Raw genomic sequence first — 20453 nt, 5'->3', positions numbered from 1 at the left:
TATGAAGCGTTTCGCTTATTTCGTCAACCTCTTTTTTTTACCGCACCGTCGTTTCCGACGTCCCCAACTGCTCGCTAACTACTTGATTTCGCTAACCGTTTCATCGGGGAGGCGAACTATAGCAAACCGGCCCGCAAGTCGCAAGGAAAAATTCTCGACAATCGCTGTGCTATCGTAGGCCGAACTTTCTTAATTGCAAATCAATCAGCCTTTACTCTGCCTACAATGATCCCTCAGCTCTCCCCTACCGCCAATCCGGCCATTGCCGCCCGCCTCGACGATGCCATCAATAACAAGACCAAGCCCCTCGGTAGCCTGGGTGCGCTGGAGGCGCTGGCCAGGCAGATTGGCCTGATTCAAAACACCACGGCCATCAGCGTAGTACGGCCGACCATACTGGTGTTCGCCGCCGATCATGGCATCGTCGCCGAAGGAGTCTCGGCTTATCCGCAGGAAGTGACCTGGCAAATGGTGGAGAATTTCCTGGCCGGCGGCGCAGCCATCAATGTATTCGCCGCCCAAACCGGCTGCGCCTTGCAGATCGTCGACGCCGGTGTAAATCACGATTTTGGCGCCCGCGCCGGCCTGGTCGACCGCAAGATCGCTGCCGGCACCGCCAACTTCGCCCGTCAGCCGGCCATGAGCAAGTCCACCTGCGCCGCGGCGCTGGCGGCCGGCATGGACCTGGCCGCCGCAGTCGAAGGTAATGTGATCGGTTTTGGCGAAATGGGCATCGGCAATACCACTGCAGCCGCGGCGTTGATGCATAAACTGTGCGCCATACCGGTAGCTCAGTGCGTCGGCGCCGGCACTGGCTTGTCAGCGGCCGGCATCGCCCACAAACAGCAAGTGATCGAACAGGCGGTGGCACTTCACGCCGGCGTCGCTGCGCCGCTCGAGGTACTGGCCACCTTCGGCGGTCTGGAAATTGCCATGATGGTGGGTGCGATGCTGCAGGCCGCGGCGCAGCGCCGCGTGCTGCTGATCGACGGCTTCATCGTCACCAGCGCCCTGCTGGTTGCGGCGCGCTTGCAGCCGGCCATCCTTGACTATTGTGTGTTCTCGCACAGCTCGGCCGAGAGCGGCCACCAGCGCATGCTGGCCGCGCTTGGCGCCACGCCCCTGCTGCACCTGGGCCTGCGGCTCGGCGAGGGCACCGGCTGTGCGCTCGCCGTGCCGCTGCTGCAGGCGGCTGTCAACTTCGTCGCTCACATGGCCACGTTCGACTCGGCCAAGGTCAGCGAAAAGGACGGATAAGCCGTGCATCAGCTCCGCCTGTTCTTCACCGCCCTGCAGTTTTTTACGCGCCTGCCGATCCCGGCCTGGGTCGGTTTTGAGGCGACCTGGCTGAACCAGGCCTCGCGCTACTTCCCTCTGGTCGGCGTGGTGGTGGCGGCGCTGACTGCCGCAGTCTACGTCGCCGCCGCGTGGCTGCTGCCTGCGCCGCTGGCGGTGTTCATCTCCACCGCCGCCGGCATCTACGCCACCGGCGCCTTTCACGAAGACGGCTTTGCCGACATGTGCGACGGTTTCGGCGGCGGCATGACGCCGGCGCGGGTGCTCGAGATCATGAAGGACTCGCGCATCGGCGCGTATGGCGCGATCGGCACGGTGTGCGTGCTGGGCCTGAAATGCGCCGCCCTCGCCCAGCTGCCGCCGCTGGCTGCAATCGGCGCCCTGTTCGTCGCCCACCCGCTATCGCGCCTGCTGGCAGCCTCGCTGATCTGGCGCATGGAGTATGCGCGCGCCGAAGGCAAGGCCAAGCCACTGGCCCAGACCATGCGCGGCGGCGAATTCGCCATCGCTGCCGCCAGCGCGCTGGCCGCCATTGCGGCGGTACTGGCCGCCGGCTGGCTCGCCCCTGCCGCCGTCGGCGCCGGCGCCTTCGCAGCAATCGCCGCCACCATCTGGCTGGCCCGCATGTTCGCGCGCCGCATCGGCGGCTACACCGGCGACTGCCTTGGCGCGGTCCAGCAGGTAGCCGAAGTGACGATCTACCTGGGCGTGCTCGCCACGCTCGGTCGCGGCGCCTTCGCCAGCTGACCGATGCGGCTGATCCTTGTGCGCCATCCGGCGCCGCAGATTGCCGCGGGCCTGTGCTACGGCCGCAGCGATATCGACGTCGCCCCGGCGACCCTGACGGCGGCGCTGGCTACGCTCGCTGCGGCGCTGCCCCCGGATCTGGGCAGCTCCACGCCGGTCTATACCAGCCCCCTGCGACGCTGCACCGCGCTGGCGCTGCCGTTGGCGGCGCAGCTGGGCATGCCGGCGCCCAGGATCGACGCCCGCCTGACCGAGATCGATTTCGGCGACTGGGAACTGCGTCCGTGGGACAGCATCGCGCGCGCGCACATCGACGCCTGGGCGGTCGACCTGCTTCACTATGCGCCAGGCGGCGGCGAGACGGTGCTGCAGGCAGGGGTGCGGGTGGCAGGCTTTCTGCGCGAGGCGCTTGACGAGTCGCGGCGCCGGCAGCGCGCCGACGCCATCGTCGTCTGCCACGCCGGCACCATGCGCCTGCTGGCCGCCATGCAGCCAGTGTGGGGCCGGGGCGCCGATCTGGCCGGCCCGGTGCTGGCCGCGGCGGCGTTGCGGGCGGCCGCCACACCGCAGCGAATCGACTACGCCGGCACCCTCACGCTGCGATTCTGAACATTGGCGCCAACGCTGGCGCCGCAAAGCCGTATAATGACCGGGTATTGGTGCCCGCGCGTCTGTCCTGACGCGCAGTTAAACGGGAAACACGAAGCCTTCCGAAGAAGGCCAACGTGTGCTGCCCCCGCAACGGTCAGCAAGTGTCGCGCAGTCGCGCGGCAAGCCATCTCGGACAACCACTGTGCTTTTGCATGGGAAGGTGAGATGGTCCAACTTGCCAGCCCGGATACCGGCCAAGACAGGTGGAAGTGAGCGAACGGGATGTGCGCGACACGGACCATGCCGGCAATGCCGGCATCTCCTGCCGTATCGTCCTGTTTGGTCGCTTCTGTTCAATCTGGCCCACGGGGACGTCGGCCGGTTGCCATTACAGAAACCCTAACCATGACTCTACGTACTTCCCGCCGCGCCGCCCTGGCGTCGCTGGCAATGGCAATGGCCGCTCCGGCCATTCATGCCGAGCCGTTCAACACCGTCCTCGTCACCGCTTCCCGCGCTCCCCAACCCCTTGCCGACGTGATCAGCGACAGCGTCACCATCGGCGCCGCCCAGATCGCCGAATCGGGCGCCGGTTCGATCGTCGATCTGCTGCAACGCCAGCGCGGCATCGAAGTGGCGCGCAACGGCGGCCCCGGCACCAGCTCGAGTGTCTTCATCCGCGGCGCCAACAGCAACCAGAATATCGTGCTGGTCGATGGCGTGCGGATTGGCTCGTCGACCACCGGCGCCGCCAACTGGAGCGCCATCCCGCTCACCGCAATCGATCGTATCGAGATTGTCTACGGCCCCCTCAGCTCCCTGTACGGCGCCGATGCGGTTGGCGGCGTGATCCAGATCTTTACCAAGACGGGCAAGGGCGCGCCGGCCCTCACCGCCTTTGCCGGCTACGGCAGCGACAGCACGCGTGAGTTCGACGCCAGCGTGTCGGGCGCCACCGGCGGCGAGCGCAGCTTGAGCTACGCCATCAGCGCCGGCACGGAAAAATCGGACGGCTTCTCGGCGACCCGCCCCCGCAGCAGCTTGTATAACGCCGACCGCGACGGCTACGACAAGACCAACGTCGCAGCGCAATTGCGCCTGCAGGTGGCCAGCGGCGTCGAAGTCGGCGCCCTCTTCCTGCACAGTAAGCTCGATAGCCAGTACGACAGCGGCGCGTCGGCCTACGATGTGCGCAGCGAAGCGCAGATGGCGAACGTCGCCGTGTTCGGCAAGGCGCGCCTGGCGCCATCTTGGACCAGCATGATGCAATACTCCCAGACGCGCGACAAGGGCGTCAACTACAGCAGCGCGGCCGCATCGGGCTATTCGCGGATCGACACCACGCAAAATAGCCTGAGCTGGCAAAACGATGTGCTGATCGGCGCCGACGTCTTGCAATTGCTCTATGAACATCGCGAAGAAGAAGTGTCGACCAATGGCGCTGATGCACTCAATCGCGACCGCTCGACCAATTCCTTCGCCGCCTCGTATAACGCGCGGCGCGGCAAGCAGCTGTTCAACGCCGGCGTACGGCGCGACCGATCCGGATACGGCGACAAGAACACCGGTTCGGCCGGCTACGGCTACAGCTTCTCGCCAGTCATGCGGGCCACCGCCAGCTACGGCAACAGCTTCCGCGCGCCCACCTACAACGAGCTTTACTACCCGTCCTACGGCAATCCGGCCAACCGCCCCGAACAGGGCCGCAACGTCGAAACGGGCGTGCGCTACGACGATGGCGTCAATGCCCTCGGCATCAGCTATTACCGCAACCGGCTGACCGACCTGCTGGTCAACACCAACCCATGCCCATATGGCGTGAGCGGCTATCAGTTCGGCTGCGCCTACAACGTCAACCGCGCGCAACTGCAAGGCGTGACGATCTCGGGCGCAACGCGCCTGGCGGGCATCGATCTCGGCGCCAGCGTCGACCTGCAGGACGCGCGCGATAAGACCAGCGACAAGCGCCTGGCGCGCCGCGCGAAAAAACACGGCAGCGTGAATGCCGCCTACGTGTTTGGGGCCATCAAGGCCGGGGCCGAATTGACCCTGTCGGGCGACCGCTTCGATGATGCCGCCAACCGAAACCGCCTCGCCGGCTATGGCCTGGTGAACCTGTACGCCACCTACGCGTTCGCACGCGACTGGTCGATGCTGGTGCGCTGGAATAACGTCGGCGACAAGCAGTACGACCTGGCGCGCAATTACGCCACGGCCGGTTCCAAGGTGTTTGCCGGTATCCGCTACGGCTATAAATAAGCGCACCTGATGCATTCTGCCGGAGCGCATTTACGCAAGCGACTCCGGCAGTCTGGCCGACCTCACTATTGGAAAGTAGCGCATGCATTCTTACTCTCGCCAGCTGCGCCGGCGCGCCAAGGTCACCCTGAGCGGCCTGACCGTGTTCGCACTCGCCAGCCTGATTTTCGCCGGCATGACAGGCTCGGTCGCGGTCGCGGTGGGCGACATGCCGGCGGCCCTGGGCGATCTGCTGCACGGGCAAAGCACGACGTTGGCCGCCACGCTGCTCGAACTGCGCCTCGGCCGCGCGGCGGTCGGCTTCGTCACCGGGGCAGCCCTGTCGCTGGCCGGCGTGATGATGCAGGCGTTGCTACGCAACCCGCTGGCCGATCCGTATGTCCTCGGCATTTCGGCCGGCTCCTCCGTTGGGGCGCTCGCCGCGCTGCTGTTCATGTGCGCAGCGTGGGTGGTCGATGCGGCGGCATTCGGCGGCGCCGTCGTCGTTTCGGCGATGCTCTACCTGCTGGCACGACGCGACCTGCGCGGCGGTGCTGCGGCCGAAGGCGGCAGCGCGCTGCTGCTGCTGACCGGCGTGATCCTGGCCTCGGCTTGCATGGCGATGGTCACCCTGATGCTGTCGATAGCACCCGAGAGCCGGCTGCGCAGCATGATCTTCTGGATGATCGGCGACCTGTCGGGCGCCCCGCTGCGCGCGATGCCGTGGCTGGTGCTGGCAGCGGCCCTGCTGTTCGCCCTGCGCTCTGCCCGCTCGATGAACGTGATGGCCCTGCACGCGGAAAATGCCGCGACCCTCGGCGTGCGCGTCGGTCCTCTGCGCAAGGGCCTGTTCTTTGCCTCCGGCCTGCTGACGGCCAGCGCGGTGACGAGCGCCGGTTCGATCGGCTTTGTCGGACTGATCGTGCCGCACGCCTGCCGCTTTATCGTCGGCCCCGAACATCGTGTGCTGATTCCGGCGGCGACGCTGGCCGGCGGCAGTTTTCTGGTGATGGCCGACACGCTGGCGCGCATCGCCATCGCGCCGCAGCAGTTGCCGGTCGGCGTGGTTACCGCGCTGATCGGCGCGCCGGTGTTCCTGTACCAATTGCACCGGCTGCGGAGGTAGCATGATCAGCACCCACAATCTCTGTTTGAAGGTCGGCCAGCGCCTGCTGGTCGACGATTTGAATATACGGGTCGGCGAAGGCGAATGCTGGAGCGTCATCGGCCGCAACGGCGCCGGCAAGAGCACCTTGCTGCGCACCTTGGCCGGCCTGCGCAGCGCCGACGGCGGCAGCGTCGCCATCGGCGCCCGTGCACTCGCCGACTGGCCCTTGCCGGCGCTGGCGCGTCAGCGCGCCTTCCTGGCGCAGAGCCGCAGCGACGCGTTTGCCTACAGCGTGATCGAAACGGTGCTGTCGGCGCGCCACCCCTACCACGGCGACCGTTACTGGGAAGGCAGCGACGACCACGCGATGGCGCTGCGCGCGCTGGAAGAGATGGAGGTAGCCGCGCTGGCCGAGCGCGACGTGCGCACCCTGTCCGGCGGCGAGCGCCAGCGGGTGGCGATCGCCGCCATGCTGGCCCAGGACACGCCGCTGCTGCTGCTCGACGAGCCGGCCAATGCGCTCGACCTGGCCCACCAGGTGTCGATCATGGCGCTGCTGGCGCGCCGATGCCGCGAGCGCAACAAGACCGTCGTCATGATCGGTCACGACCTGACCCTGGCCCACCGCGTCTCCAGCCACGCGCTGCTGCTGATGGGCGACGGCGGCTGGCTGGCCGGCCCCAAAGACGAAGTGATGCGGGCAGATTTGCTGGGCGCCTACCTGGGCCACCCGATCGACATCATCGAACATGCAGGCCGCAGTATTTTCATCCCCATCGAGGAGCAACAATGAACCAGGAAAACGACCCCGAAACACAAGCGCTCAACGAGCGCCACCGCGTGCGCATGGAGCGGAAGAAGGCCATCATCGACGCCAGCATCGCCGCCGCCGACAAGGCGATCGGCATCATCATCGTCAACACCGGCAACGGCAAGGGGAAAAGCTCGAGCGGCCTCGGCATGGTGATTCGCGCAATGGGACACGGCATGAAAGTCGGCGTGGTGCAGTTCATCAAAGGCGCGATGGAGACCGGCGAAGAGAGATTCCTGCGCCGCTTCCCCGACGAGGTGCAGTTTCACGCGATGGGCGAAGGCTACACGTGGAACACGCAGAACCGCGAGCGCGACATCGAGAAAGCACAGCTGGCGTGGGAGCAGGCCAGGACCTTTTTGGCCGATCCTTCGATCGGGCTGGTGCTGCTCGACGAACTCAATATCGCCCTGAAATACCGCTATCTCGACGTCGACGTGGTGATCCAGGACCTGCTGGCGCGCCCCGCCATGCAGCACGTCGTCATCACCGGCCGCGGCGCTCCGCAGGAACTGATCGACATTGCCGATACGGTGACCGACATGACCGTCGTCAAGCATGCCTTCAAGGCCGGTATCGGCGCCCAGGCAGGCACCGAGTGGTGAGCCCGATGCACATCGAAGTGAAAGCCCTGCTGGTCACGGCGGTGGCATCCGGCCAGGGCAAGACCAGCGTGACGGCGGCGCTGGCGCGCAAACTGGTGCGCCAGGGTCAGCGCGTGCGCGTGTTCAAGTGCGGCCCGGACTTCATCGACCCGATGATCCTCGAGCGGGCCAGCGGGGCGCCGGTGCAGTCGCTCGACCTGTGGGTGGTCGGCCGCGAGGCCTGCCGCCAATTGCTCGCGCAAGCGGCGAGCGAAGCGGACGTGATCCTGATCGAAGGCGTCATGGGACTATACGACGGCACGCCTTCGTCGGCCGACCTGGCGCGCGAGTTCGGCGTGCCGGTGATGGCGGTCATCGACGCCGCGGCGATGGCGCAGACCGCCGGCGCGCTGGCACAGGGCTTGCGCGACTACGGTCCGGTCGCCATGGCAGGCGTGGCCGCCAACCGCGTCGCCAGCCTGGGGCATGCGCAGATGGTCGCCGCCTCGCTGCGCGACATTGCATTGCTGGCGACGCTGCCGCGACAGGCCATCTCGCTGCCCGAGCGCCACCTGGGGCTGGTGGTGCCGGGCGAGGTAGCGGCAATCGACGCCCTGCTCGACACCCTGGCCGAACAGCTGGTGTTCGATGCCGATGCCTGGGAAGCGCTGCCGCCGGTGCGCATCGAGCTTGGCGCCATGCTGTCGGCGCCGGCGCCGCTGCTGGCGGGGAAAACCATCGCCATCGCGCGCGACGCCGCGTTCCTGTTCATTTATCCCGCCAACCTGGCCACACTGCGCCAGCTGGGGGCCAAGCTGTGCTTCTTTTCGCCGCTGGCGAACCAGCCGGTGCCGGACGGCGCCGATGCCGTGTATCTGCCGGGCGGCTATCCGGAGCTGCACAGCGAGGCGCTGTCGAATGCAGCACAGTGGCGCGCGTCGATCCGTGCCGAACACGCCGCCGGCACGCCGATTCTCGCCGAGTGCGGCGGCATGATGGCGCTGGCCGATGTGCTGACCGATCAATCGGGCGCAAGCTGGCCGATGGCCGGCCTGCTTGCCGGCGCCGTCCAAATGCAGGCCCGCCTGGCCGGACTGGGCTCGCAAGCCTTGTCGACGGAGCACGGCGAACTGCGCGGACACACCTTCCACTATTCGACGCTGAGCACCGCGCTCACGCCGAGCGCCTGCACGGTCAAGCATCCGTCGGCGACGGCGGGCGAGGCGTTGTATCGCGTCGGTTCGCTCACCGCCTCGTATTTTCACGCCTACTTCCCCTCCAACGCGCCGGCAGTGGCGGCGATGTTGTCGCGGCAGAGCGCATGACGCGCACCCTGGTACTGGGCGGCGCCCGTTCCGGCAAGAGCGCGTACGCCGAACGGCTGGCCGCCGCCTCCGGCAAGCAGGTGATCTACCTCGCCAGCGCCACCGCCGGCGACGCAGAGATGGCGGCGCGCATCGCCCACCACCGCGCGCGCCGCCCGCCCGCGTGGACCACCGTGGAAGCACCGGTGGCGCTGGGCGATCAACTGCTGCGCTGGTCCTCGCCCGAACGCCTGGTCATCGTCGACTGCCTGACGCTGTGGCTGAGCAATCTGTTGTTCAGCGCCGGCACCGTGTATCCGGAAGTTGGCGAACTCGAACTGCCGGCGCTGTTTCACCAACAGCGCGAACAGCTCGAGCGCGCGGTGACGCAGTGCGCCGGCGACCTCGTACTGGTCTCGAACGAAATTGGTTTGGGCCTCATGCCGATGGGCGCGATAGCGCGCCGCTTCATGGATGAACAGGGACGCCTCAACCAGGCGATGGCGGCGCAATGCGAGCGCGCGCTGTTCGTCGCCGCCGGCCTGCCCCTGATCCTCAAAGGCGATCGATGCTGAGCGGACTTGACCTGACCACGCTGGCCCTGCTGGCGGTGGCCGGCGTGGTGCTCGATCTGATGCTCGGCGAAGCGCGACGCTGGCATCCGCTGGCCGGCTTCGGCCGTTGGGCGATGTGGCTGGAACGGCGCCTCAATCGGGGCAGTGGCCGCTATTGCCGCGGCGCGCTTGCATGGCTGCTGGCAGTGGCGCCGCCGACGGCCATCGCGCTGGCCCTGCTGCTGCCGAGCGCATTCTGGCTCACTTGCTGCGTGCAGGCGATCCTGCTCTACCTGTGTCTCGGCCTGCGCAGTCTGCGCGAGCACAATTTGCCGATTGCCGATGCCCTCGCGCGAGGCGACCTGGCGGCGGCGCGCCAGCTGACTGCGCGGATCGTCAGCCGCGACACCAGCGGCTCCAGCGCGACGGCACTGGCCAACGCAAGCGCCGAGTCGCTGCTGGAAAACGGCAATGACGCGGTGTTCGGCACGCTGTTCTGGTTTGCCGTGGCGGGCGCACCGGGCGCCGTGCTGTTTCGCGCGGCGAATACGCTCGACGCCATGTGGGGCTACCGGGCGGTGCGCTACCTTCGCTTCGGCTGCGTTGCGGCGCGCCTCGACGACGCCTTCAATTTTCTCCCGGCGCGCCTCACCGCGCTGTCGTACACCTTGCTGGCGCCGGGCTTGCGGGCCAAACTGCGGGCATGGCGCTGCTGGCGCCAACAGGCGCCGTTGTGGAGCAGTCCGAACGCTGGCCCCGTCATGGCGAGCGGCGCCGGCGCCCTCGGCATCTCGCTCGGCGGCGCCGCCGTCTACGACGGTGAAGTCGAACAGCGCCCGCCACTGGGCCAGGGCGCCGGTGCTACCGGCGCCGACATTGCCCGTGCCTGGCGCCTGGTGGCACGCACAACGGCGCTCTGGATCACCGTTTTCCTGGCGCTCGCCGCGCTGACGGAGCTGACCCATGCTTGAGCATGGCGGCAATCTGGGCGACGCCGGCCGGCGCTTCGGCCGCGACGACTGGGTCGATCTGTCGACCGGAATCAATCCGCACTGGTACCCCGCGCCTGCCCTGCCCGGCAATGCGTGGCATCGCTTGCCGGAAGCCGATCCCGCGCTGGCCAAGGCGGCATGTGCGTTTTATGGCGCGGCGCTGATGCTGCCGGTGGCCGGCACCCAGGCCGCCATCCAGGCCTTGCCGCGCCTGCGCGCACCTTCGCGCGTGACGGTAGCCGCACCGTCCTACGCCGAACACGCGCATCACTGGGCCAAGCACGGTCACACACTCACTCAGACGCCGTTCGCCGACCTCGAGGCGGCGCTGGCGTGCAGCGATGTCATGGTCGTTTGCAATCCGAACAATCCCACCGGCGCCACAGTGCCGGCGCCGCAACTGCTGGCGTGGGCCGATACGCTGGCGGCACGCGGCGGCTGGCTGGTGGTTGATGAAGCTTTCGGCGACACCGCCCCCCAGCAAAGCATCACCGCCCATGCCGAGCGGCCCGGCATCATCGTGCTGCGCTCGATCGGTAAATTTTTCGGCCTGGCCGGCATCCGGCTCGGCTTTGTCGCCGCCGAACAGTCCCTGTTGATGCGGCTGGCCGATGAACTGGGACCCTGGACGGTCAGCGGGCCGGCTCAGCACATCGCCCTGGCGGCGCTGCGCGACCAGGCCTGGCAGCGTCAAAGCCGCGCCGCGCTTGCGGCATCCGGCGCGCGTCTGCAAACGCTGCTCGGCGAGGCCGGCATCAGCTCCTCCGGTACAGCGCTGTTTCAATGGTGGCCCGAGCCGCAGGCGGAGGCGCTATGGCAGCACATGGCCGAACGCGGCATCTGGGTACGCCTGTTCCAGCATGCCGCGCGCGGCATCCGCCTTGGCCTGCCGGCCGACGAAGCCGCGTGGCAGCGGCTGCACACCGCACTTCACCAATGGACCCTACGATGACCCCGACCTTTTCCCTGATCGCTGTGCTGCTGGCCGCCGCGGCAACCACCAACTGCAGCGCCGCTGACATCAGCGTGCATGACGACGGCGGCAATCTCGTCACGCTGAAAAATCCGGCGCGGCGCATCGTCTCGCTGGCGCCTCACGTCACCGAGCTTCTATACGCGGCGGGAGGCGGCGACAAGATCGTCGGCGCCGTCAGTTACAGCGACTACCCCGAGGCGGCCAAGCTGCTGCCACGGGTGGGCGGCAACCGGCAGATCGATATCGAAAGAGTGATCGCTTTGCAGCCGGATCTGATTGTGGTCTGGATGCACGGCAGTGCTCACCGCCAGATCGATATGCTGCGCAAGCTGAATGTACCGATTTATCAAAGTGAGCCGAAAAAGCTCGACGACATCGCCGGTAACCTGCTGCGCCTTGGCCGGCTGATGGGCACCGACCGCGCCGCCATTGGCGCCGCCGCCGAGGTACGAGAAGGCTTCGCCGCGCTGACGCAGAAATACGCCAGGCGCGCACCGGTGCGCCTGTTCTACCAGGTGTGGGACAAGCCGCTCTACACCTTGAGCAATGGCTCGATCGTCAGTGACGCCATGCGCCTGTGCGGCGGCGTCAACATCTTTGGCGATCTGGCGATCACGGCCCCAGTGGTCAGCATCGAAGCGGTGCTGCAGGCCGATCCCGAAGCGATCTTCGGCACCAGCGAAAAGAACTACGGCGGCGTCAATCTATGGCGCCCGTACGCCGGCATGCAAGCGGTCAAACGCGACAATCTGTTTACGCTCAATGGCGAACTGCTCAACCGCGCCGGTCCGCGGATGGTCGCGGGAACCGCGGCCTTGTGCGAAAAACTCGAACTGGCGCGTCAGCGCCGCGGCCACTGACATGGTCCTGCCCTACCAGACCCTGATGGTACAAGGCACCACTTCGGACGCCGGCAAGAGTACAGTGGTGGCGGCCCTGTGCCGCCTGCTCAAGCGCGAAGGCGTGCTGGTGGCGCCGTTCAAGCCGCAGAACATGGCGCTCAACAGCGCGGTAACGGCCGACGGCGGCGAGATCGGGCGCGCCCAGGCTCTGCAAGCGATTGCCGCCGGCGTGGCGCCGAGCACCGACATGAACCCGGTGCTGCTCAAGCCTTCCAGCGACACCGGCGCCCAGGTGATCATCCACGGCAAAGTGCGCACCGACATGAACGCGCGCGACTACCACCAGTACAAGCCGATCGCGATGCAGGCGGTGCTCGAATCGCACACGCGCCTGTGCGCGCAGTATGAGTGCATCGTCGTCGAAGGCGCCGGCAGTCCGGCCGAAATCAATCTGCGCGAGCGCGACATCGCCAATATGGGTTTCGCCGAAGCGGTCGACTGCCCGGTGGTGCTGGTGGCCGACATCGACCGCGGCGGTGTGTTCGCCCACATCGTCGGCACGCTGGCGTGCTTGTCCGAGAGCGAACGGGCGCGCACGATCGGCTTTGTCATCAACCGCTTCCGCGGCGATATCACGCTGCTTGAACCGGGCCTCGACTGGCTCGAGGCGCAAACCGGCAAACCGGTGCTGGCGGTGCTGCCTTACCTGCACGGCTTGTTCCTCGACGCCGAGGATGCGGTGCAAGCAGTGCAGGCCACACAGGGCGCCTTTCGGGTTATCGTCCCCTGCTTGCCACGCATGAGCAATCACACCGATTTCGACGCCTTGCGCGCTCATCCCGACATCGACCTGCGCTTCGTGCGCGAGGGTGAAGCGATCCCCGATGCGGACCTGATCATCCTCCCCGGCAGCAAGCATACGCGCGCTGACCTGGCATGGCTGCGCGCCCAAGGTTGGCCCGAGCGCATCGCGCGTCACTTGCGTTACGGCGGCAAGGTGATCGGCATCTGCGGCGGTTTCCAAATGTTGGGAACCAGCGTGATCGACCCGCTTGGAGTGGAAGGCAGCGCCGGCGCCTCGCACGCGCTGGGATTGCTCGACATGGTCACCGACATGGGCACCGAAAAGTACTTGAAGCTGGTGCATGGCCACTGCGCTTTCGATGCCAGCGAGGCCCCCGTGAGCGCATATGAAATTCATATGGGGACCTCGCGCGGAGCCGCGTTCGCACTGCCGGCGTTCACTATCGAAGGGCGCGCGGAAGGTGCGCGCTCGGCGGACGGACAGATTTTAGGAACCTACCTGCATGGCCTGTTCGATACGCCTGCGGCGTGCGATGCACTGCTGCGCTGGGCGGGACTCAATTCGACAGCAAGCGTCGATAGCGGGGCACTGCGCGAGGCCAGCATCGACCGGATCGCCGACGCTGCCCAGCCCTTGCTACACGCATTACGCGCGCTCGGCGCCAGCAACGAGAGCCTTTCTCACACCGGCGTCATGCACCGAAATGATAGAGTTCCATCCAACGACGAATGCGATTCGTAATTCACGCCGGGATTCGACAATCGTTGCGATATGAAATCGCTTTAGTGCTCTGTGATACTGTTGATGGCGTCGCTCACCCACCTGTAGCCAAGGCGCTCCTGCTCCATGCGGATACGCTCTCCGAGTACATCGTCGCGCAGCGCATCGAAGAGCGTGCGCTCGGCGGCGTCGAGACGGGACGCTTCGCCGACGAAGCGCTTGTCCTTGTCTTCTGCGCCCCACAGCGTTCGATGCGCGTGCAGCGTGTCCGCATCCATTAGCACCGAACGCGCGTGCGGCAGGCTGGCGCGCAGACGGTCGAGGATCGCGAAGCCGTGGGTGTCGATGTCGCCCCAGTAAGCGATGTCGCGCCGGCGCAGCCAGTCGATCTGGCCAAGCCGGTCGACACCATAGCCGCCGCCGAAAATCACCATTGCCGATCGCACGTCGGGGAAGGCGAGTCCGTTGATTTCATTTTCGGTGATGAAGACACGCTCGACGTCGAGGTCGAGCGCCGCGAACTGCGCCACCGGTATGCTCAGGTCGGACATGCCATGGATGAATCGCGCAGGATCGAGGATACGAAAACGCACCAGCGCCGGTTTGCCCAGCAGGCCATAGCGCGCCTCGAACTGGCGCGCGCCGCCGGCGCTTGCATCGACGGCGTCGGCCGGCATCACCTGGTCGAGCAGCTCGATCAGCAAGGCCTTGCGCGCTTCGATAAATTTGCTGTCGACGCCGGCGATGTCGAGCTGGCGCAGATACAGCTGCGGACGCGGATGCGCGACGAACCACTGCAGGATGGCGAGAATGCGCTCCCACGCCGTGGCGTGTTCCAGCACTGCCAGCGCGCGCCGGCCCAGCCAGGGCTGCAGCTGCGGAAAGGCGCTGGTGGTCAGCGCTGCCAGCTGGTCGAAGCGGCGAACGTCGCCGCCGCGGCCGAGCAGCCGCACCGCATCGGCTTCGGTCGCGACGACGACCCGGTCGGGGATCCGGTTGCGGCCAAGCTGGCGGTGATTGATCTCGCGCCAGACAATATCGTAACCGTGTCCGCCGGCCGCCTTGCTGCCCGCTTCGAGCGCCTTGATCCATTCGCGCACCGCGTCGAACCGCTCGCCAAGTTCAGCGACGCCCGGCTGGCGCAGCCGCAGCTCGAGCGGGAACAGCGCTGCGCCGCCGAGGTGCGCGCACAGCATGCGGCCGTCATCCCAGAGCCGTTGCAGCTGGGCGCGGATAACGCCAGGTGTCGACCAGGATGGCGGCGCGTTCATGCTACCCGCGCAGCGCGTTCGGCGTGGTATTCGTCGATGCTCAGGTAGCGCAGCTTCGACAGCCGCCCCTCCTCGCTGTGGACGAATCCGAGGCCCGCCACATACGGCTCGACGATGTGGATCTTCTGCAGCGGGGTGACGATCAGCAGCTGCAGGTTCATGCGCTTGAATAGTTCCAGCCCGTAGCGCGCCGAATCGTCCGAGCCGCGGCCGAACGCCTCGTCGATCACAACGAAGCGGAATGACCGCGACCGGGTCACGCCCCATTCGAGCCCGAACTGGTACGCCAGGCTGGCCGCCAGCACGGTGTAGGCCAGCTTTTCCTTCTGGCCGCCGGACTTGCCGCCGGCGTCGGTGTAGTGCTCATGTTCGCGGTCGTCTTCGCGCCAGCGCTCGGAGGCGGAAAACACGAACCAGTTGCGCACGTCGGTGACCTTGCGCGTCCAGCGCCGGTCCATCTCGGCACTGCCCTCGCGGCCGCGGAAGCGCTCGATGATGCGCTTCACCTGCAGGAATTTCGCTTCCGAGTATTCCTCGTCGGCCGATCCGGTCAGCGCGCCTTCGGTGCAGCTGCGCAGGTCCTGCTGGAAGTCGCGCAGGTCGGCATCGATATTGGTTTCTGCTTCGAGCGCGATGTAGCGGTTCGGGTTGTAGTCGATCTGGTGCAGCGAGCCATTAATGGTGACGATGCGCTCGCGGATGGTTTCGCGTTCGCGCTTGAGCTGCGACTGGAAGCCGGCGATCTCGCGGATCGTGTTCTCGTTGAGCAGCTCCTTGAAGCGCACCGCAAAGCGCGGCAAGTCGTCCGACTCGAGCGCTGCCAGCATCTTCTTGAATTCACCGGCGGCGTCGATGCTGACGTCGACCTCGCGCGAATCGAGCGGCCACGCCCGCGTGTAGTTCTGCATGGCGCCAATGATGGCGTCGCGCAGGCGTGCGATCTTCTTGTCTTCGGTGTCGATGTGCGTTTGCAGGAAATCGCGGAAGTCCTTTTCGCGGTTGTCGCACGATTCCACCGTCAGCGTGTGCTGGCCCAGCGCCTGCTCGCGCAACGACTCGAGCCGCGGAAAATACCAGGCGCGCGCGTCTTCCGGCGTCGCCTGCTGCAGCGTGGCGCAGTCGGCCAGGCCGAGGGTGGCCTGCTCGAGCTTTTCGCCGGTTTTGGCGTGGCTGGTCTTGACGGCGCTCCACTGTTCTTCCGTCTTCTCCTGCGCGGCCGACAATTCGGCGAACTGCAGCTGCAGGGTGCGCAGCATATCGGACGAGGCGGCCAGCGCCTGCTGCTCGCGCTCGAGCGTGTCGATCTCGCTCACCAGCGGCATCCAGTCGACTGCATTGAAATCGTCGAACATCGCCAGCTGCTGCCAGTGGCCGAGTACCTGGTTCTGGCCGTTGACTTCATTTTTCAGGAACTGGATCGTGGTGCGGATCGCCTGCACCCGCGTGGTCAGGTCGCGCTCCTGCTTTGCGAGCGCCGCGATCTTGGCCTGGTTCGACCATCCGAGCACGTAGCGCGAGCGGTCGTCGAGCCGGTGGCGGTCGTCCTTCTCGTGGCGTTCGCCGGCGGCCTTGATCTGGCCGTTGCGGGTGACCGCGCGTTTCTCGCGGCGGAACTGGTCGAGCGTGTCGCAGCAGGCGTGGTCGAAGCGGCGCCCCATCTCGGCGTCGATCCATGCGTAGAACGGCGACTCCGGCTTGATCGAGAGCTTGCGGGCCAGCGCGTTCGGCGCCAGGGCGCGCTGGTCGGCGACCACGCCGGCACGTACGCGGTAGTACACCAGCCGGTTGCCCAGGCTGGTGCTGTCGACCCACGCGGCGACGTCGGCATAATGCATCTCCGGCACCAGCAGCGCCAGGCCGAAATTGTGCAGCAGGCGCTCGGTCGCTCCTTCCCAGACCCGCTCGTCGTCGCGCATCTGGATCAATTCGCCGATGAACGGCAGGCTGTCCTGTGCGATGCGCAGCGCGCCGCACAGCGTGTCGCGCAGGACCAGCATCTGGCTCGGGATATTCGAGCGGCGCCGGCGCAGAGACTCGAGTTCGGCCGTCAGCTCGCCGTACTGCCGGCCGAGTTCACGCAGGCTGACGCCCGCTTCGGTCAGGCGGTTCTGGAAGTCGTCGCGCTGGGCGATGCAGCTGGCCTGGCCGGCCTCGATCGAGCGGCGGCTGGTGGCGAACAGGCCCGCATCGCTGACGTGCGCGCTCATCCTTCACGTCCTGCAGGCGCACGATGTCGGCCTTGATCTGCTCGATCCGGTTGCCGCCATTGGCCGCAATCGCGTGCGTGATTTCGTCGCGCCGCTGCGCCTGGCCGCGGCGCTCCTGCTGCAGCCGTACGAGGCGGTTGGCAAGGTGGTCGAGTTCGGCCTGCAGCAGATCGACGCGCTTTTCGAACAGTTCGCCCTTCAGGTGGGCAAACCAGGTGCGCAGCATGTCGCGGCAGCCGCGCAGCTGCTCGACCTGCTGCTGCAGCAGCTGGTGGCGGTCGCAATCGTCCGACAGCGGCGTCAGCTGGTCGATCTGCAGCTTGGCCTTGAGGACCGCTTCGTGCGCGCGGTTCAGGTCATCGAAGTGGGCGATCAGCGCCGCGATGCGCGTTTCGACCGGGAAGGCCTCGAGCATGTGATCGCGTACGAAGTCGGTCAGGTTACCGACCGACTTCATCGACACGGTCTGGTGGAACAGGTCCATCGCCTGTTCGCCGGCGATGCCAAAACGGCGGCGGAAGTCGGCACCGTACGGCGGGAACGTGTCATGCAGGATCACGCCCGGCATCGCGCGCAGTCGTTTGCGCAGCTGGCCGATGTCGCTGCCGAAGCCGGCGAAATGCTCGGCGATCGACAGCAGGCTGTCGGCCACCACGTAGAAGCGCTCCGACTGGCCGCGCGCATCCTTGAGCCAGAACACCTGGGCCAGCGTGACGGTCTGGTCGAAGCCCTCGTTGTGGAAGACGCCAAGGAGCACCGAGTAGCTGTTGTGGTCCCGCAGCGCGACCGCGCGCGCAGCCATGCCGCTGTCGCCGCGCTCGGACTTGTAGTGACCCATCACATAAGTGCGCAGGCTGCGTTCGCGCGCATCGGCGCCGGCCGCCTTGTTGTACGAGATCTTCTGGGCGGGCACCAGCAAGGTTGTGATCGCATCGACCAGCGTCGACTTGCCGGAACCGATGTCGCCGGTCAGCAGGATGCTGTCGCCGCCGGGATGCAGGCGCCACACGCGCTCGTGGAAGGTGCCCCAGTTGAACACCTCGAAGTGATGCAGGCGAAAACCGGCGCGTTCAGCCGCATCGGCGACTTCGGGCGACGGCGCCTGCCGGTCCAGCGGCGGCGAATCGTTCATGCGCCCTCCTCGCCGGCGACGGCGTGCGCGCCGTACTGCGCCAGGCGCTGTTCGAACGCGCTGAGCCACTGGGCGTCGACGAAGGCTTTCAGGATGCGGCGCACTTCGAACTGATGTTCCTGGCCGCGCAAGCGATGCAGGAAGCCCAGTTCGATGACCTTGTTCAGGTGGGTGTCCATGCGGTCGAGCAGGCGCGCCTCGTTGCCGGTCTCGGGAAGGAACAGGCGCACCTGCTCGGCGATCTGGTCGCGCCCGATGACCAGCCGGGTATCGCCGCCGGCGGCGTCGAACTCGGCCAGCTTCTTGCGCAGCAGGACAAGGATCAGGCTGACCGGATAGCTGAGCTGGCGCCGCTGGATCAGGCGCGGCAGCTCCGGTTCGCCCGGCGCGATCGCGCGGTGGCGCAGGTAGGCGTAGCCTTCCGCCTCGTCGAGGATCAGTTCGAGGCCGACGGTGGCGCAGTAGTCGCGCACCCGTCCCTGCAAGTCGATCAGCGGCTGCCACAGCGCGGCGTCGCCGTCGCGGTACAGCACACCCTGGAACAGGATGACCAGCAATTGGCCCAGGCGGTTATGGTCGCTCATTGTCGATTCGGTAGTCATGCGGTATAGATGATCAGTGGCAGGGTGGCCTGGCGACGGCGTCCGCGCTCGTCGGTCCACCCCACCACTTCGGTTTTGTCGTCGTCGATCGCGGCGTGCAGGTCCTGGGTGGCCAGCTTCAGGTAAGTGGCCAGTTCGGCCAGGCCCTGCTCGATCGGGTAATCGGCGGCCAGCGCGGCGAGCGAAACCTGCTTGCGCGTCTGCAGCGCGCGCCGTACGTTGGACATCAGCCGCAACTGGTCGACGTAGACCTGCTCGAACAACGCGTCCGCACTGATCGCCTCGCCCTCGTCGCCGAGAATCTGCTGGGTGATCTTTGGCTTGAACGGCGGCGTGTACAAGGTGCGGTCCATCGCCAGCGACACCGCCGGCGACGGCTCGTCGAGCTCCATGAAGGCGGCGCGCTCATCGATCTGTCCGCGCAGGGCCAGCGCCTTCTGCTCGATGTCGCGCATCAGCTGCATGATGCGGCGGTTCTCGAGCCAGGCCTGGTCGTCGAGATAGCGGCGCACTTGTTCGGAAAGCCGCGCGACCGTGCGCTGGGTGACTTCGCCCGCTTCGAGCCAGTCGTAGTGGATGCGCTGCAGGCGGCCGTCCGGTTCAAGCTCGCGTACCGGTCCCAGTTTGAGCACGGCGTCGAGCAGGTCGGACAGTTCGTCCTGGCGCGACGGCGACATCAACAGATCCCAGAACGCGCGGAAGCTTTTGCCCTCGTCGGTCTCGGAGATCAGATCGCGCTGTCCGAAGATCTCCTGCAGCAGCGCGCCCTTGCTGCCGTCCCAGGTCGCGATCTGTTCGCGCACCTGGCGATCAAGCGTGCGGAAGTTGTGGTCGACGGCGCGAAAATCGGACAGCAGCTCGCGCGCCGTGGCGGCCATCTGCAGGAAGCGCTCGCGCACTTGAGTGGGATCCATCAAGTCCAGTTTGCCGGCACCGACCTGCGCGATCTCGATGTCGATTTCGGCCCTGCGCCGTCTCAGTTCGGCGATGCGCGCGCGCGGATCGAGTTCGGTGCCGTCGACGATCTGTTGCAGCAGGTCGAACACCGTCATCAGGCGCGACTCGGTGCCGATGAACGCGCGCTGGCCAAGGCCGCGCAGCCAGTCGATCGCCTGCTCGGTCGACGAGGCCAGGTCGTAATGCGCTTCATCCTGGCCAGCCAGATAATATTTGCGCAGCCAGCCGCGCTCGTCGGAAGCCCAGTCGTCAAGATAGGCCGTCGCCGCTTTGGGGAACAGCGTCTCGCCGGCATCATCGTGCAAGTGGTACAAGTGGTCGTCGAGCTGCGACGCCAGTTGCTGGCGCGAGATCGTGCGCACATTCGGCACAATAAAGCTGGCATGCAGAAAGCTGGCGATCATCGGCGCGTGATCGGCTGCAAGCAAGCGCCAGGCCGGATGCGTGCGGCGCTGAGTAAGGAGTTGCTGATAGTCCATTGGTCGGGGAATTCGCTTGGAGGACTCTTAATACTGTAGCACTAGTTGGGCTGGACTCGATACAAACCTCCAGACGAAAAAAAACCCAGCATCTCTGCTGGGTTTTTTCTTTATAACTAGCCTGACGATAACCTACTTTCACACTGGTTGCAGCACTATCATCGGCGTAATATCGTTTCACGGTCCTGTTCGGGATGGGAAGGGGTGGTACCGATTTACTATGGTCATCAGGCATAA

At 66.4% G+C, this 20453-nt stretch carries 17 protein-coding genes, 1 rRNA gene, 1 pseudogene and 1 riboswitch; of the genes and pseudogenes, 13 read left to right on the top strand and 6 right to left on the bottom strand.

Annotation, left to right across the window (positions count from 1 at the left end):
• Positions 1 to 225 precede the first annotated feature (225 nt).
• The 13 genes from cobT (at position 226) to CR105_RS26115 (ending at position 13589) form a co-directional block, all read left to right on the top strand.
• Entirely contained in the window at positions 226 to 1257 is a 1032-nt protein-coding gene (gene cobT, locus CR105_RS26175) for a nicotinate-nucleotide--dimethylbenzimidazole phosphoribosyltransferase (RefSeq protein WP_099793757.1), read from the top strand.
• Positions 1258 to 1260: 3 nt separating this feature from the next.
• On the top strand, positions 1261 to 2043 hold the full coding sequence (locus tag CR105_RS26170) for an adenosylcobinamide-GDP ribazoletransferase (RefSeq protein ID WP_099793755.1): 783 nt from the start codon (positions 1261 to 1263) through the stop codon (positions 2041 to 2043).
• 3 nt (positions 2044 to 2046) lie between these two features.
• Positions 2047 to 2652 carry a histidine phosphatase family protein gene (locus CR105_RS26165; RefSeq protein ID WP_099793753.1) on the top strand — a complete coding sequence of 202 codons (606 nt, stop codon included), beginning with the start codon at positions 2047 to 2049 and terminating at the stop codon, positions 2650 to 2652.
• Between the two features lie 31 nt (positions 2653 to 2683).
• A riboswitch (cobalamin riboswitch) is annotated at positions 2684 to 2907 on the top strand.
• Between the two features lie 132 nt (positions 2908 to 3039).
• Complete coding sequence (locus CR105_RS26160) at positions 3040 to 4893, top strand: TonB-dependent receptor domain-containing protein (RefSeq protein ID WP_099793751.1); 1854 nt, start codon at positions 3040 to 3042, stop codon at positions 4891 to 4893.
• An 82-nt stretch (positions 4894 to 4975) separates the two neighbouring features.
• A complete protein-coding gene (locus CR105_RS26155; protein WP_099793748.1) occupies positions 4976 to 5998 on the top strand; it encodes a FecCD family ABC transporter permease in 1023 nt (340 codons plus the stop codon).
• A gap of 1 nt (position 5999) precedes the next feature.
• Positions 6000 to 6773 carry an ABC transporter ATP-binding protein gene (locus tag CR105_RS26150; protein ID WP_099793746.1) on the top strand — a complete coding sequence of 258 codons (774 nt, stop codon included), beginning with the start codon at positions 6000 to 6002 and terminating at the stop codon, positions 6771 to 6773.
• Complete coding sequence (gene cobO / locus CR105_RS26145; RefSeq protein ID WP_099793744.1) at positions 6770 to 7396, top strand: cob(I)yrinic acid a,c-diamide adenosyltransferase; 627 nt, start codon at positions 6770 to 6772, stop codon at positions 7394 to 7396. The genes CR105_RS26150 and cobO overlap by 4 nt, the downstream gene beginning before the upstream one ends.
• A gap of 5 nt (positions 7397 to 7401) precedes the next feature.
• Positions 7402 to 8700 (top strand): cobyrinic acid a,c-diamide synthase CobB, encoded by a 1299-nt coding sequence (locus CR105_RS26140; RefSeq protein WP_099793742.1) that lies wholly within the window; start codon positions 7402 to 7404, stop codon positions 8698 to 8700.
• Entirely contained in the window at positions 8697 to 9254 is a 558-nt protein-coding gene (gene cobU, locus CR105_RS26135; RefSeq protein WP_099793740.1) for a bifunctional adenosylcobinamide kinase/adenosylcobinamide-phosphate guanylyltransferase, read from the top strand. Before CR105_RS26140 ends, cobU begins: the two co-directional genes overlap by 4 nt.
• Positions 9248 to 10204 (top strand): adenosylcobinamide-phosphate synthase CbiB, encoded by a 957-nt coding sequence (gene cbiB, locus CR105_RS26130; protein WP_099793738.1) that lies wholly within the window; start codon positions 9248 to 9250, stop codon positions 10202 to 10204. Before cobU ends, cbiB begins: the two co-directional genes overlap by 7 nt.
• Entirely contained in the window at positions 10197 to 11177 is a 981-nt protein-coding gene (gene cobD / locus CR105_RS26125) for a threonine-phosphate decarboxylase CobD (RefSeq protein WP_099793737.1), read from the top strand. The genes cbiB and cobD overlap by 8 nt, the downstream gene beginning before the upstream one ends.
• Positions 11174 to 12061, top strand: coding sequence for a cobalamin-binding protein (locus CR105_RS26120; RefSeq protein ID WP_099793735.1), 888 nt, complete (start codon positions 11174 to 11176; stop codon positions 12059 to 12061). The genes cobD and CR105_RS26120 overlap by 4 nt, the downstream gene beginning before the upstream one ends.
• 1 nt (position 12062) lies before the next feature.
• Positions 12063 to 13589 carry a cobyric acid synthase gene (locus CR105_RS26115; RefSeq protein ID WP_099793733.1) on the top strand — a complete coding sequence of 509 codons (1527 nt, stop codon included), beginning with the start codon at positions 12063 to 12065 and terminating at the stop codon, positions 13587 to 13589.
• A gap of 41 nt (positions 13590 to 13630) precedes the next feature.
• Here CR105_RS26115 and CR105_RS26110 read toward each other — a convergent pair whose 3' ends face one another.
• The 6 genes and pseudogenes from CR105_RS26110 to rrf all read right to left on the bottom strand — a co-directional run bounded on the left by CR105_RS26110 (position 13631) and on the right by rrf (position 20448).
• The gene (locus CR105_RS26110) at positions 13631 to 14839 is read right to left on the bottom strand and encodes a DUF3322 domain-containing protein (protein WP_099793731.1); all 1209 of its coding nucleotides are present in this window, start codon (positions 14837 to 14839) and stop codon (positions 13631 to 13633) included.
• Entirely contained in the window at positions 14836 to 17046 is a 2211-nt protein-coding gene (locus tag CR105_RS29645; RefSeq protein WP_441295119.1) for an ATP-binding protein, read from the bottom strand. The genes CR105_RS26110 and CR105_RS29645 overlap by 4 nt, the downstream gene beginning before the upstream one ends.
• A gap of 931 nt (positions 17047 to 17977) precedes the next feature.
• Positions 17978 to 18178: pseudogene (locus CR105_RS29640) on the bottom strand (ATP-binding protein); the annotation flags it as partial.
• On the bottom strand, positions 18175 to 18762 hold the full coding sequence (locus CR105_RS26100; RefSeq protein ID WP_229414134.1) for a DUF4194 domain-containing protein: 588 nt from the start codon (positions 18760 to 18762) through the stop codon (positions 18175 to 18177). The gene CR105_RS26100 and the pseudogene CR105_RS29640, both read right to left, overlap by 4 nt.
• Before the next feature lie 14 nt (positions 18763 to 18776).
• The gene (locus tag CR105_RS26095) at positions 18777 to 20216 is read right to left on the bottom strand and encodes a DUF3375 domain-containing protein (protein ID WP_099793727.1); all 1440 of its coding nucleotides are present in this window, start codon (positions 20214 to 20216) and stop codon (positions 18777 to 18779) included.
• Between the two features lie 119 nt (positions 20217 to 20335).
• Positions 20336 to 20448: ribosomal RNA gene (gene rrf / locus CR105_RS26090) — 5S ribosomal RNA — on the bottom strand.
• Between the last annotated feature and the right edge of the window lie 5 nt (positions 20449 to 20453).

The sequence above is a fragment of the Massilia eurypsychrophila genome, assembly GCF_002760655.1.
Lineage (GTDB): Bacteria > Pseudomonadota > Gammaproteobacteria > Burkholderiales > Burkholderiaceae_D > JAFCUW01.
This window is presented reverse-complemented; position numbering and strand designations above follow the sequence as displayed.

Bases quoted from the DNA above. Each gene is read 5' to 3' on its own strand.
- cobT (WP_099793757.1), top strand. From the start codon at position 226: ATGATCCCTCAGCTCTCCCCTACCGCCAATCCGGCCATTGCCGCCCGC.
- CR105_RS26165 (WP_099793753.1), top strand. From the start codon at position 2,047: ATGCGGCTGATCCTTGTGCGCCATCCGGCGCCGCAGATTGCCGCGGGC.
- CR105_RS26160 (WP_099793751.1), top strand. From the start codon at position 3,040: ATGACTCTACGTACTTCCCGCCGCGCCGCCCTGGCGTCGCTGGCAATG.
- CR105_RS26155 (WP_099793748.1), top strand. From the start codon at position 4,976: ATGCATTCTTACTCTCGCCAGCTGCGCCGGCGCGCCAAGGTCACCCTG.
- CR105_RS26150 (WP_099793746.1), top strand. From the start codon at position 6,000: ATGATCAGCACCCACAATCTCTGTTTGAAGGTCGGCCAGCGCCTGCTG.
- cobO (WP_099793744.1), top strand. From the start codon at position 6,770: ATGAACCAGGAAAACGACCCCGAAACACAAGCGCTCAACGAGCGCCAC.
- CR105_RS26140 (WP_099793742.1), top strand. From the start codon at position 7,402: ATGCACATCGAAGTGAAAGCCCTGCTGGTCACGGCGGTGGCATCCGGC.
- cobU (WP_099793740.1), top strand. From the start codon at position 8,697: ATGACGCGCACCCTGGTACTGGGCGGCGCCCGTTCCGGCAAGAGCGCG.
- cbiB (WP_099793738.1), top strand. From the start codon at position 9,248: ATGCTGAGCGGACTTGACCTGACCACGCTGGCCCTGCTGGCGGTGGCC.
- cobD (WP_099793737.1), top strand. From the start codon at position 10,197: ATGCTTGAGCATGGCGGCAATCTGGGCGACGCCGGCCGGCGCTTCGGC.
- CR105_RS26120 (WP_099793735.1), top strand. From the start codon at position 11,174: ATGACCCCGACCTTTTCCCTGATCGCTGTGCTGCTGGCCGCCGCGGCA.
- CR105_RS26115 (WP_099793733.1), top strand. From the start codon at position 12,063: ATGGTCCTGCCCTACCAGACCCTGATGGTACAAGGCACCACTTCGGAC.
- CR105_RS26110 (WP_099793731.1), bottom strand. From the start codon at position 14,839: ATGAACGCGCCGCCATCCTGGTCGACACCTGGCGTTATCCGCGCCCAG.
- CR105_RS29645 (WP_441295119.1), bottom strand. From the start codon at position 17,046: ATGAGCGCGCACGTCAGCGATGCGGGCCTGTTCGCCACCAGCCGCCGC.
- CR105_RS26100 (WP_229414134.1), bottom strand. From the start codon at position 18,762: ATGAGCGACCATAACCGCCTGGGCCAATTGCTGGTCATCCTGTTCCAG.
- CR105_RS26095 (WP_099793727.1), bottom strand. From the start codon at position 20,216: ATGGACTATCAGCAACTCCTTACTCAGCGCCGCACGCATCCGGCCTGG.